This is a genomic window from Streptomyces sp. NPDC053432 (genome assembly GCF_055585365.1).
Genome location: NZ_JBVJKF010000009.1, coordinates 225525 through 237991 on the forward strand (window position 1 = coordinate 225525; position 12467 = coordinate 237991).

Consider the following 12467-nt stretch of genomic DNA (forward strand, 5'->3'; position numbering starts at 1 on the left):
TCAGTAAGTTGCAAGAGTGGGCTCTACGATCGGGGGCCCCGTTAATACCAGACTCAGCGACTTTCGAGGTGTGGACCTTGGCTTTCCAGATGCCGGACCGCGGCGGAGGCCCTTCCGGGCCACGGATGAGAGTCGGCCGCCCCTCCCGGCGAGCCCGGACTCTGCTCATGACCCTGGGCGTGCTTGCCGTCCTGGCCATGCTCTTCATCATGTTCGCGGGCTTCTGGACCGACTGGCTCTGGTTCCGCTCCGTGAAGTACTCCACGGTCTTCACCACCACCCTGTGGACCAAGATCGGCCTCTTCGCCGTCTTCGGCCTGCTGATGGCGGGGGCCGTGGGCTTCAACATCTGGCTGGCGCACCGGCTGCGGCCGCCGCTCAGCGCGATGTCGATGGAGCAGCAGAGCCTCGACCGCTACCGGATGAGCGTGGCGCCGTACAAGAAGTGGCTGCTCCTCGGCATCTCCGTGCTCGTCGGCCTGATCGCGGGCGCCTCCGCGGCCGGCCAGTGGAAGACCTGGCTCATGTACGTGAACGGGGTGCCCTTCGGCACGAAGGACCCCCAGTTCCACATGGACGTGTCCTTCTACACCTTCGACCTGCCCTGGTACCGCTTCCTGCTCGGCTTCGGCTTCGCCGCGGTCGTGCTGTCGGTGATCGCCGCGGCCGTCGTGCACTACCTGTACGGCGGGCTGCGCGTGACCAGCCCGGGCGCCCGGGCCACCGCCGCGGCCACCGGGCACCTGTCGGTGCTGCTCGGCCTCTTCGTCAGCCTCAAGGCCGTCGCGTACTGGCTCGACCGGTACGGGCTGGCGGTGAAGTCCAGTGACTTCAAGGCGGCCGACAACTGGACGGGCCTGCGGTACGTCGACGCCAACGCCTACCTGCCCGCGAAGACGATCCTCGTCGCCATCGCCGCGATCTGCGCCCTGCTGTTCTTCGCGACGCTGTGGCGCCGCACCTGGCAGCTGCCGGTGATCGGCTTCGGCCTGATGGTGCTCTCGGCGATCCTGATCGGCGGGCTCTACCCGGCGATCGTGCAGAAGTTCCAGGTCCAGCCGAACGAGCAGGCCAAGGAATCGCCGTACGTCCAGAAGAACATCAAGGCCACCCGCGACGCCTACGGGGTCGCCGGCTCCGAGGTGTCGGACTACGCGGGCGTGCCGAACCCGAAGACGGACAAGTCGGTCCTGCGCCAGCAGGCCGACTCGACCGCCAGCATCCGGCTCCTGGACCCGAACATCGTCTCGCCCGCCTTCCAGCAGCTCCAGCAGGTCAAGGGCTACTACGCCTTCCCGTCCACGCTCGCCGTGGACCGGTACAGCGCGCAGGACACGGTCATCGGGCTGCGCGAGCTGAACATCGGCGGCATCCCGAAGAACAACTGGATCAACGACCACTTCAAGTACACGCACGGCTACGGCGTGGTCGCGGCCAAGGGCACCACCGTCGGTGACCAGGGCGCTCCGGACTTCACCCAGTCGGACCTGCCCTCCAAGGGGATGTTCGGCACCGACTTCGAGCAGCGCATCTACTACGGCGAGCAGACGAAGCAGTACTCGATCGTCGGCGGCCCGCAGAAGGAGCTCGACTACTCGGACGACAAGGGCGAGAAGGAGACGAGCTACAAGGGCGACTCCGGCGTCAACCTCGACAACCCGGTCAACCGGGCCGCGTACGCGCTGACCTTCAGCGAGCCGCAGATCCTCTACTCGGGGGCCATCGGCGAGGGTTCGCGGATCCTGTACAACCGCACGCCGAAGGACCGCGTCGAGGCCGTCGCCCCGTGGCTGACCATCGACGGCGCGCCGTACCCGGCCGTGATCGGCAAGCGGGTCGTGTGGATCGTCGACGCGTACACGACCACCAACGGCTACCCGTACGCCTCGCGCACCACGCTGGGCCAGAGCACCGCGGACTCGCTGACCAACAGTCAGCGCGCGGTGGTCGCCCAGGAGAACCAGGTCAACTACATCCGCAACTCGGTGAAGGCCACCGTCGACGCGTACGACGGCACGGTCACCCTGTACCAGTGGGACACCGAGGACCCGGTCCTGAAGACCTGGATGAAGGCGTTCCCGGGCACGGTGAAGTCCAAGAGCGAGATCTCCAAGCCGCTCCTGGACCACCTGCGCTACCCGCAGGACCTCTTCAAGGTCCAGCGCGAGCTGCTGACCCGCTACCACGTCACCGACCCGCAGACCTTCCTCAGCGGCAGTGAGGCGTGGGCGGTCCCGGACGACCCGACGACCAAGGCCGGCACGGCGGTTCCGCCGTACTACCTGTCGATGAAGACTCCGGGTCAGAAGGAGAAGGACCAGGTCTTCTCCCTCACCACGACGTTCACGCCGAACGAGCGGCCCAACCTGAGCGCCTTCATGTCGGTCAACGCCGATCCGGCCACCCCGGACTACGGCAAGATCAGAATCCTGAAGATGCCGACGAGCAAGCCGCCGGACGGCCCCGGCCAGGTACAGAGCAAGTTCCAGTCCGAACCGAAGATCGCCGAGTCGATCCGCCTGCTGCGCGGTGGTGACTCGGAGATCGAGTACGGCAACCTGCTCGCGGTGCCGCTCGACGACGGGATGCTCTACGTCGAGCCGGTGTACGTCCGCAGCTCCGGCCTGAAGTACCCGCTGCTGCGCAAGGTGCTGGTGACCTACGGCAATCAGACGGCCTTCGAGGACACCCTGGAGAAGGCGCTGAACGTGGTCTTCGGAGCCGAGGCCCCGACCACGCCCGTCCCGCCGGCGCAGCCGCCGGGCGAGGGCAACGTCCAGCCCCCGGTCAGCCAGGACCCGACGGTCAAGGCGGCGCTCGCCGACGCGCAGAAGGCGGTCGAGGACGCCGAGAAGGCCCGGCAGGCCGGCGACTGGGCGGCCTTCGGCAAGGCCCAGGAGGAGATCAAGTCGGCGCTGAAGCGGGCGATCGACGCGGAGGCGAAGGCGGCGACGCCCAAGCCGGCCGGTCAGTGAGCGGGCGGCCCGTGATCAAGGAGTAACGGCTTCGTCCCGCGTCGTGATACGGTGGTTTCACCGACGCGGGGTGGAGCAGCTCGGTAGCTCGCTGGGCTCATAACCCAGAGGTCGCAGGTTCAAATCCTGTCCCCGCTACTGAAGACGAAGGCCCGGATCCGATGGATCCGGGCCTTCGTCATGTCCGGGATATGCCCCGGATATGTACGGGGATGGACACGCGGTAACTGGGGCGGGTGAGTTGGGGCAGGACCGTGTTTGACTTAGCGGTCTGTGGGCATGTCGACAAAACGCTGTAGTGACCTCACTGGCTGCGACATACCAGGTGTACGCGGGTAGCAGGTGATGCGACGATGGGATTCATGGGGGACAGGCCAACTCTGCTGGAGCCAGGGCGGATTGCGAGGGCGGAAGCCGAACCGGCCACGGGGGCCAAGGGGGCGGCTCCGGCCGCCGACGCCCGGAACGCGCTGAGCGATGCGGATCTCCTGGCCAGGCACGGCGAGGAGGACGTGTTCGGGGAGGTCGACGCGGCGAGCGACGCAGAGCTCGAAGCCCGCCACCGGGCGGCCGCCGACAAGGGCGACCCCGGTGCCATGAGCGTGCTCGGAGCACTGCTGCTGCGCCGCGGCGACCTGGACGGGGCCGAGCCCTACCTGCGCGGCGCCACCGCCGAGGGGGACCGGGCCGCCGCGAACAACCTCGGCGTACTCCTGCACCAGCGGGGCTACCCGGACGAGGCCGCCGGCTGGTGGCGCGTCGCGGCCGTGGCCGGATCCGCGCCCGCCGCGCACGCCCTGGGCCGCCACTTCCGCGAACGCGGGGACGAGCCCGCCGCCGAGTACTGGATGCGGCAGGCGGCGGAATCCGGCCACGCCCTGGGCGCGTACGGCCTGGCCGACCTGCTGGAGCACCGCGGGGACAAGGGCGTCGAGCGGTGGTTCCGCGCCGCCGCCGAACAGGGCCACCGCGAGGCCGCCTACCGGCTGGCGCGGCACCTGCGCAAGGGCGACCCGGCCGAGGCCGAGCAGTGGTACCGGCAGGCCGCCGCGCGCGGGCACCGGCGTGCCGCGCTGCACCTGGGCGCGCTGCTGGAGGCCCGCGGGGAGCTCAAGGAGGCGGGCCGCTGGTACCTGACCTCCGCCAAGCAGGGCGAGGCGCGTGCCGCGTGCGCGCTCGGCTTCCTGCTGCGCGACGCCGGCGACGAGGACAGCGCGGCCGCGTGGTGGCACCGCGCCGCGCAGGACGGCGACGGCAACGCCGCCAACGCCCTGGGCGCGCTGCACGCCGCCCGCGGCGAGACCGAGACCGCGGAACGCTGGTACCGGACCGCGATGGACGCGGGCGACCAGAACGGGGCGTACAACCTCGCTCTGCTGTGCGTGGCGCAGGACCGGACCGCGCAGGCCGAGCAGTGGTACCGGCGCGCCGCCTACGCCGGGCACCGCGAGGCGGCCAACGCACTGGCCATCCTGCTGCTCCAGGGCGGCGACGCGGCGGGCGCGGAGCCGTGGTTCTCGAAGGCCGCCGAGGCGGGCAGCGTCGACGCCGCCTTCAACCTCGGGATCCTCTTCGCCAGCCGGGACGAGGACCGTACGGCGCTGAAGTGGTACGAGCGGGCCGCGTCGGCCGGTCACACGGACGCGGCGCTGCAGGTCGGGATCGCGCTGGTGCGGGACGGCGAGGAGCGGGCCGCGGAACGGCACCTGCGGTGCGCGGCGGGCGGCGGCAGCGCCGAGGCGGCCTTCCGGCTGGCCGCGCTGCTGGAGTCGCTGGCCCCGCCGCCGGAGCCGGTGGCGCTGGGCGAGCCGGTGGGCGGGACCGTCCGGTCCGAGAGCGAGGAGTGGTACGAGCGGGCCGCGGAGCTGGGCCACCGCCGGGCGCAGGTGCGGGTCGGCATGCTGGCCTCCGCCCGCGGTGACGTGGAGGTGGCCGCCCGGTGGTACCGGGAGGCGGCCGAGGCCGGCTCCCGCAACGGCGCGTTCAACCTCGGGCTGCTGCTGGCCCGTGAGGGGAACGAGCCGGAGGCCGCCCTGTGGTGGACCCGGGCGGCGGTGGCGGGCCACGGCCGGGCCGCGCTGCGGCTGGGCCTGCTGGCGGCCCGCCACGGCGACCTCGCGGAGGGCCAGAAGTGGTGCGTCCGCGCGATGGAGCTGGGTCCCGCGGAGGTTTCGGAGCGGGCGGCGCGGCTCCGGGAGGCGCTGGCCGAGGAGCTCTCGGCGTGAGCCTCCCGGGGTCGGTTAACCGATTTGCATCTGCCTGGGGGTCTCACGTAACGTTGGGTTCACCGACGCGGGGTGGAGCAGCTCGGTAGCTCGCTGGGCTCATAACCCAGAGGTCGCAGGTTCAAATCCTGTCCCCGCTACTGAAGACTCAGGGCCCGGATCCGATGGATCCGGGCCCTGAGTCGTTTCCATGCGCCAAGACGGGTCCGTGCGCCAGGACGGGAAGAGGCCCGGACCCCGTGGGGTCCGGGCCTCTTCCCGTGCGTTCAGGCGCCCGCGCAGTTCGGGCAGATCCCGCGGTACGTCACCTCGGCCGTCGACACGAGGAAGCCGAAGCGCTCCGAGTCGGGCAGGTCGGCCAGCGGGTCACCCGCCGGGTGGACGTCGCGGATCGCGCCGCACTGGGCGCAGACGAGGTGCTGGTGCGGCCGGTGGGCGTTCGGGTCGTAGCGCTTGGCGCGGCGGTCGGTGGCGACTTCCAGGACCTCGCCGAGGGTGACCAGTTCACCCAGCGTGTTGTAGACGGTCGCCCGGGAGATCTCGGGCAGTTTGGCCACGGCGCGCGCGTGCACCTCGTCGGCCGTCAGGTGCACGTGGTCACCGTCGAGCACCTCGGCCACGACACGCCGCTGCGCCGTCATGCGCCAGCCGCGTCCGCGGAGTCGTTCCAGCAGGTCACTCATGGACGTCAGCCTAACAGTGGGGTGACCTGGTGTAACTCCCGAAGGACTGCGATCTTGGACCGCTGTGCGAATTGGATCATGTCCAGTGTGGGTCGAAAGGGTGCGGGGTGCCTGGCCGGAACGCCCTCCTCGGGGGTCCCGGCCGGGCGTCGTTCGCGTCAGGCGGGAACCGCCTTCCGGCGGCCGGGGGTCCAGCACCTGATGATGTCGCGTACGGACACGATGCCCACCGGGCCGCCGTGTTCGAGCACGATCAGATGCCGGAAACCGCCGTGGGCCATGGCCTCGGCGGCTTCCTGCAGGGTGGCGTCGGGGGTGCAGAACACCACGTTGTTGGTGGTGTGCGCGCTCACGGTCTCCCGGTCGGGGTCGTGGCCCGCCCCGATCGAGTTGAGGATGTCGCGTTCGGTCAGGATGCCGATGCCGCTGTGGTCGGGGTCGAGGACGACGGCCGCGCCGATGCGCCGGCCGGACATCAGGCAGGCCGCCTGCCGGAGGGTGTGGGCGGGTCCGAGGGTGAGGATCACGGTGCTCATGGCGTCACGGACGAGCATGAAGAGAGCCACCTCCTGGTGAGTCCCTCCGCCCGGGTGGGTGCGCCGGAACCCTGGAGAAAGGGTTCACAAGCGCACAAGCGGAGGATTCTCACATTCCCACGACAACGCAGGGTCATCAAGGGGGCACGCTCAGGCGCTCGGGCGCAGCCGGTCCAGCATCTCCTGGTGCAACAGCCCGTTCGACGCCACGGCGTTCCCGCCGTGCACCCCGTCCACGCCGTCCAGGCTGGTGAAGCGGCCGCCGGCCTCCTCGACCACCACCGCGATCGCGGCCATGTCCCACAGGTTCAGCTCCGGCTCGGCGCACAGGTCCAGCGAACCCTCCGCGACCATCATGTACGGCCAGAAGTCGCCGTAGGCGCGCGTGCGCCAGCACGCCCGGGTCAGGTCCAGGAAGCCGGGGAGCCGGCCCTGCTCCTCCCAGCCGCTCAGCGAGGAGTACGCGAACGAGGCGTCACCGAGCTCCGCCACCTTGGACACGCCGATCCGGGTGGTGTCGCCGAGCGCGCCGCCCGAGAAGGCGCCGCCGCCCTTCGAGGCCCACCAGCGGCGCCCCAGCGCCGGTGCGGACACCACGCCGACGACCGGGCGGAACACCCCGTCGGCGCCCTCCTCCATCAGGGAGATCAGGGTCGCCCAGACGGGCACCCCCCGCACGTAGTTCTTCGTCCCGTCGATCGGGTCCACGACCCAGCGGCGCGGGCCGCTGCCCTTGAGGCCGTACTCCTCGCCCAGGATCGCGTCGGCGGGCCGCGCGGCCTCGATGCCGGCCCGGACGACCTCCTCGGCGGCCTTGTCCGCCTCGCTCACCGGAGTCATGTCCGGCTTCGTCTCGACGGCCAGGTCGAGGGCGCGGAACCGCTCCATCGTGGTGGCGTCCGCCGCATCGGCGAGCTCAAGGGCAAGGCGCAGGTCATCGTCATACTCGGGCATGCCCGAACAGTATCGAGACCGCAGCGGCCCGGCGACCGAGGTCCACAGTGCGGCCCGCGGGCGCCCTTGACAGGATCTGGCGGCCCGTCAACTCTGGCTGAGGAGCCAAACGGGGGAGGCGACGATGCCGACGGCCCGGGAGTCCCTGCTGGAGGCGGCGGGAGCGGCCCTCGCCGCGCGCCCGTGGCCGGCCGTGAAGATGGTCGACGTCGCGGCCGCGGCCGGGGTGTCCCGGCAGAGCCTCTACAACGAGTTCGGCGGCAAGGGGGGCCTGGGCCGGGCCCTGGTGCGGCTGGAGGCCGACCGGTACCTCGACGGGGTGGACCGGGCCCTCGCCGCCCCGGGGGGAACGGGCGAGCGGCTCGCCGCGGTCGCGGAGTGGACCTTACGGGCGGCCCGCGCGTATCCCCTCGTACGGGCCCTGCTGACCGGGTTCTGGGACCCTGACCTGCCCGCGCCGGGCCGCGCGCCCGGGCCCGGTGAGCTGACCAGGGCGGTACGCGACCGGGCCGCGGCGGCGCTCATGCCCGCGGAGGACGTCCGGCGGTGCGAGCTCGCCGTACGCCTCGCGCTCTCCTACGTGGTGGCCCCGGGGGAGGAGCCGGGGGCGGCCGAACTGCTCGCCCTGCTCAGTGGGCGGAGCCGGAGAGCTGCAGCCCGATGACCCCGAGGATGACCAGGGTGATCGAGACCAGCTTGAGGGTGGAGACCAGGTCGCCGAGGAAGACCATGCCGTAGATGGCGGTGCCGGCCGCGCCGATCCCCGTCCACACCGCATACGCCGGGCCCACGTCCAGCTTCTTCAGCGCCAGGGTCAGCAGGCCGAAGCTGCCGAGCGCGAAACAGGCGAAGGCGATCGTGGGCCACAGCCGGGTGAACCCGTGGGAGAGCTTGAGGCAGACCGCGAAACCGGTCTCCAGTAGTCCGGCGACCACGACCAGCAGCCACGCCATGGCGTATGCCTCCCCGCGTCACGTGACGTCCTGTCACTTGGTGCGATTATGCATTTACCAGACATGGAGTCAGGCAAACCCTGCCGGATCAGTCGCCCTCGCGGCGCTCCCGCGTCTCCAGCAGCCGCCGCAGCGAGTACAGCCGCGCCGGATCCGCGTGGCCGTCCTCCACCCACTTGTCGAGCGCGCAGTCCTGCTCGTCGTGGCTGCACGCGCGCGGGCACTCCTCCGTACCGGGAACCAGGTCCGGGAAGGCCAGGATCACCCGGGACGGGTCCACGTGGTGCAGGCCGAAGGAACGCACACCGGGGGTGTCGATGACCCAGCCGTCACCCGAGGGGAGGGGGAGCGCGAGCGCGGAGGTGGTGGTGTGCCGGCCGCGGCCGGTCACCGCGTTGACGTGCCCGGTGGCGCGCTGGCGACCCTCGGCGACCAGCGAGTTGACCAGGGTGGTCTTGCCGACGCCCGAGTGCCCGACGAAAGCGGTGATCCGGCCGGTCAGCCGCTCGCGGACCCGCTCGGCCGCGTCGCCCGTCGCGAGCTCCTCGCGGTTGGTGACGACGTAGTTCAGGCCCAGCGTGGAGTAGATCTCCAGGATCTTGTCCGCGGAGGTCAGGTCGGACTTGGTGAGCACCAGCAACGGCTCCAGCCCGGCGTCGTAGGCCGCGACCAGGCAGCGGTCGATCATCCGGGGCCGCGGCTCCGGATCGGCCAGGGCCGTGACGATGGCCAGCTGGTCGGCGTTGGCGACGACCACCCGCTCGTACGGGTCGTCGTCGTCCGCCGTGCGCCGCAGGACCGACTTGCGCTCCTGGATCCGCACGATCCGCGCGAGGGTGTCCTTCTTTCCGGACAGATCACCGACGAGTGACACCCGGTCGCCGACCACCGCCGCCTTGCGGCCCAGCTCACGGGCTTTCATGGCGGTGACCGTACGGTCCTCGACCAGGCAGGTCAGCCGGCCCCGGTCCACGGTCAGGACGAAGCCCTCCGAGGCGTCCTCGTGCTTGGGCCGGATGTTCGTCCTGGCCCGGTTGCCCTTGGGGTTCGGGCGCTGGCGGATGTCGTCCTCGTCGGTGTGCTTGCCGTACCTGCGCATGACGGGGCCCCTACGCTCCCGCTCCCGTCGTGCCTCGCGGAGCTTGCCCGAGCATGTCGGCCCACATCTTCGGGAAGTCCGGCAGGGTCTTCGCGGTCGTCGCCACGTTCTCGATCTGCACGCCCTCCACGGCCAGACCGATCACCGCGCCCGCGGTGGCCATCCGGTGGTCGTCGTACGTGTGGAAGACGCCGCCGCGCAGCTTGCGCGGGCGGATGTGCAGACCGTCCTCGGTCTCGGTGACGTCGCCGCCGAGCGCGTTGATCTCCTTGGTCAGCGCGGCCAGCCGGTCCGTCTCGTGCAGCCGCAGGTGCGCGACCCCGCGCAGCACCGACTCCGAGTCGGCCAGCGCGGCGACCGCCGCGATGCCCGGGGTGAGCTCGCCGACCTCGCTCAGGTCCACGTCGATGCCGTGGATCCTGCCGCTGCCGGTGAAGACCAGGCCCTCGTCGGTCAGCTCGCAGGAGCCGCCCATCTCCGTGAAGATGCGGCGCAGCTCGTCGCCGGGCTGCGTGGTGCGGCGCGGCCAGTCCGGGATGGTGACCGTGCCGCCGGTGATCAGGGCCGCGGCCAGGAACGGCTGGGCGTTGGAGAGGTCCGGCTCGACGACCATGTCGCGGCCCAGCAGCGCGCCCGGGGTCACCCGCCACACGTCCTTCTCGCCGCCCGCCTCGGGGGTGTCGACCTGGGCGCCCGCCGCGCGCAGCATCTCCACGGTCATCCGGATGTGCGGCATCGACGGCAGGTTGCCGCCCACGTGCCGGACCTCGACGCCCTGGTTGAAACGCGGGGCGGACAGGAGCAGCGCCGAGACGAACTGGGAGGAGTTGGACGCGTCGATCTCGACCGTGCCGCCCTCCAGGGCCCCGCCGCCCTGGACGGTCATCGGCAGCGCGCCGCGGCCGTCGTCGTCGATCCGGGCGCCGAGCGTGCGCAGGGCGGTGATGACCTGGCCGAGCGGACGCTCGTAGGAGCGCGGGTCGCCGTCGAAGCGGATGTCCCCGTCCGCGAGGGTCGCCACCGGCGGCAGGAAGCGCATGACCGTGCCCGCGTTGCCGACGTCCACGGTCGTCGGGCCGTGCAGGGCCGCCGGGATGATCCGCCAGGCCTCGCCGCTGTCGCCGTCGCCCGCGGAGCTGGAGGAGACCGTCTCCTCGATGCCCACGCCCATGGCCCGCAGCGCGTCCGACATCAGCTGCGAGTCGCGCGAGCGCAGCGGGCGGCGCACCCAGCCCGGCTCGGCGGCCAGCGCGGCCAGGACCAGGGCGCGGTTGGTGACCGATTTGGACCCCGGCACCGTGACGGTGGCGTGGACGGCCGCTTCCGCGAGCGGAGCGGGCCAGAGGGCGGGAAGCGCGGGGGTCTCGGTCATGGCCCCCACTTTAGTGGCTCCGCGGGCCCCCGGATCTTGATCACGGCACCATGGCCGAACCGTCTCAGAGGCCGAGAAGCCAGCGTCCTCCGCCGGTGAGCGAGCACAGCGCGACGACGTGGAAGAACAGCAGCCACACCACGGGGTGCAGATGCGTCAGCCGCCCCAGCTGGTCCGCGTCCGAATCCGGCGCGCCCCCGTGCCGCCGCTTGGCCCCCAGCTCGAACACCGGCCGGACCCCGCCCATCAGGAGGAACCACACCACCCCGTACGCGAACACGGCCTGCACCTCGGCCGGGGCCAGCCAGGACACCAGCACGAAGGTGCCGCCGGTCAGCACCACCGTCAGCACCCCGTAGGCGTTGCGGATCTTCACCAGCATCACCGCCAGCAGGGCGGTCGCCACCCACAGCAGCAGCGTGATCCGGTGCGCCGACAGCAGCAGCGCCCCGCCGAGCCCGAGCAGCGAAGGCGCCGTGTACCCGCTCGCGGCGGTCAGGACCATGCCGACGCCGGTCGGCTTGCCGTAGCTGAGGGTGACCCCACTGGTGTCGGAGTGCAGCCGTATCCCGTCGAGGCGGCGTCCGGTCAGCTTGGCCAGCAGTCCGTGGCCGCCCTCGTGGGCGATGGTCACGGCGTTGCGCAGCACCCGCCACACCGGTCCGTAGGCCACGGTGGCCAGGGCGACCACGCCGGTCGCGGCGACCAGCCACCGGTCGGGCGCCGTCTGTATACCCGTGAGCCGGTCCCAGAGACCGGCCATCGTGCTGCTGTCCATGAAGTGGCGGACTCCTCGTGGTCTTGTTCGAGCGACATGGCAGTGTGGCAGCCATGTGCGGAAGGTATGCAGCCGGGCGGGCGCCCGAGGAACTGGTGGAGGCGTTCGGCATCGAGCGGTGGGAGCCGGCGGAGACCCTGGCCCCCGACTGGAACGTGGCGCCGACGAAAGAGGTCCACGTCGTCCTCGACCGTCCTCTGAAGGACGCTCCCGAGCGCGGTCCGGTTCGCCAGCTGCGCGTCCTGAAATGGGGCCTGGTCCCCTCCTGGGCCCAGAACCCCGACGGCGCCGCCCGGATGATCAACGCCCGCTCCGAGACCCTCGCGGAGAAGCCCTCCTTCCGCCGCCCCTTCGCCCAGCGCCGCTGCATCGTCCCCGCCGACGGGTACTACGAGTGGGTCACCGCGCACGACGAGCGGCAGCTGGAGGTCGAGGGGAAGAAGAAGAGGGCCCGCAAGCAGCCCTACTTCGTCCTCCCCGCCGACGGCTCGGTCTTCGCCATGGCCGGGATCTACGAGTTCTGGCGGGACCCGGCCCTGCCCGACCAGCACCCCCTCGCCTGGTGGGCCACCTGCTCGGTGATCACCACCGAGGCCGAGACCGCACCGCTGGGCGTGGCGCCCGCCGAAGGGCCGCGCTCGCTCTCCGAGATCCACCCGCGGATGCCGCTCATGCTCACCCCGGACCGCTGGGACGCCTGGCTGGACCCGGCGAACACCGACACCGAGGGCTCCCTCCAGCAGCTCCTCGCGCCCCCGCCGGGCGGCCTGATGCGGGCCTACCCGGTCTCCACCGCCGCGAGCAACGTGCGCAACAACGGGCCGGAGCTGCTGGTGGAACTGGCCGCGCCGGAGGAGGGCACGCTCTTCTGACCCCGCCCGGGCTGCGGGCA

General features: G+C 71.5%; 11 protein-coding genes and 2 tRNA genes. 6 read left to right on the top strand and 7 right to left on the bottom strand.

Annotated features, from left to right (window positions below):
- Positions 1-89: 89 nt before the first annotated feature.
- From ACZ6Y1_RS17730 to ACZ6Y1_RS17745, 4 genes are all read left to right on the top strand, one after another.
- Positions 90-2975, top strand: coding sequence for a UPF0182 family membrane protein (locus tag ACZ6Y1_RS17730; RefSeq protein WP_469629992.1), 2886 nt, complete (start codon positions 90-92; stop codon positions 2973-2975).
- Between the two features lie 64 nt (positions 2976-3039).
- A tRNA-Met gene (locus tag ACZ6Y1_RS17735) sits at positions 3040-3113 on the top strand.
- A gap of 215 nt (positions 3114-3328) precedes the next feature.
- Complete coding sequence (locus tag ACZ6Y1_RS17740) at positions 3329-5200, top strand: tetratricopeptide repeat protein (RefSeq protein WP_469629783.1); 1872 nt, start codon at positions 3329-3331, stop codon at positions 5198-5200.
- A gap of 66 nt (positions 5201-5266) precedes the next feature.
- Positions 5267-5340 (top strand) — tRNA-Met (locus ACZ6Y1_RS17745).
- A 126-nt stretch (positions 5341-5466) separates the two neighbouring features.
- On the opposite strand, the gene ACZ6Y1_RS17750 is transcribed toward ACZ6Y1_RS17745, so the two are convergent.
- From ACZ6Y1_RS17750 to hisN, 3 genes are all read right to left on the bottom strand, one after another.
- Entirely contained in the window at positions 5467-5883 is a 417-nt protein-coding gene (locus ACZ6Y1_RS17750; RefSeq protein WP_469629786.1) for a Fur family transcriptional regulator, read from the bottom strand.
- A 158-nt stretch (positions 5884-6041) separates the two neighbouring features.
- Entirely contained in the window at positions 6042-6437 is a 396-nt protein-coding gene (locus tag ACZ6Y1_RS17755) for a CBS domain-containing protein (RefSeq protein ID WP_469629789.1), read from the bottom strand.
- Between the two features lie 132 nt (positions 6438-6569).
- The gene (gene hisN, locus ACZ6Y1_RS17760) at positions 6570-7373 is read right to left on the bottom strand and encodes a histidinol-phosphatase (RefSeq protein WP_469629792.1); all 804 of its coding nucleotides are present in this window, start codon (positions 7371-7373) and stop codon (positions 6570-6572) included.
- 124 nt (positions 7374-7497) lie between these two features.
- Here hisN and ACZ6Y1_RS17765 point away from each other — a divergent pair, with 124 nt between their 5' ends.
- Positions 7498-8037 (top strand): TetR/AcrR family transcriptional regulator, encoded by a 540-nt coding sequence (locus ACZ6Y1_RS17765; protein WP_469629796.1) that lies wholly within the window; start codon positions 7498-7500, stop codon positions 8035-8037.
- On the opposite strand, the gene ACZ6Y1_RS17770 is transcribed toward ACZ6Y1_RS17765, so the two are convergent.
- The 4 genes from ACZ6Y1_RS17770 to ACZ6Y1_RS17785 all read right to left on the bottom strand — a co-directional run bounded on the left by ACZ6Y1_RS17770 (position 8003) and on the right by ACZ6Y1_RS17785 (position 11575).
- Positions 8003-8326, bottom strand: coding sequence for a DMT family transporter (locus tag ACZ6Y1_RS17770; protein WP_366678933.1), 324 nt, complete (start codon positions 8324-8326; stop codon positions 8003-8005). The two genes, ACZ6Y1_RS17765 and ACZ6Y1_RS17770, sit on opposite strands and share 35 nt — an antisense overlap.
- Positions 8327-8414: 88 nt before the next feature.
- Entirely contained in the window at positions 8415-9425 is a 1011-nt protein-coding gene (gene rsgA / locus ACZ6Y1_RS17775) for a ribosome small subunit-dependent GTPase A (protein ID WP_469629799.1), read from the bottom strand.
- 10 nt (positions 9426-9435) lie between these two features.
- Positions 9436-10797, bottom strand: a complete 1362-nt coding sequence (gene aroA, locus ACZ6Y1_RS17780) for a 3-phosphoshikimate 1-carboxyvinyltransferase (protein WP_469629802.1) — start codon at positions 10795-10797, stop codon at positions 9436-9438.
- A 64-nt stretch (positions 10798-10861) separates the two neighbouring features.
- Positions 10862-11575, bottom strand: a complete 714-nt coding sequence (locus ACZ6Y1_RS17785) for a M50 family metallopeptidase (protein WP_469629806.1) — start codon at positions 11573-11575, stop codon at positions 10862-10864.
- Positions 11576-11628: 53 nt separating this feature from the next.
- Between ACZ6Y1_RS17785 and ACZ6Y1_RS17790 the strand changes: the two genes are divergently transcribed.
- Positions 11629-12447 (top strand): SOS response-associated peptidase, encoded by an 819-nt coding sequence (locus tag ACZ6Y1_RS17790; RefSeq protein ID WP_469629809.1) that lies wholly within the window; start codon positions 11629-11631, stop codon positions 12445-12447.
- Positions 12448-12467 lie beyond the last annotated feature (20 nt).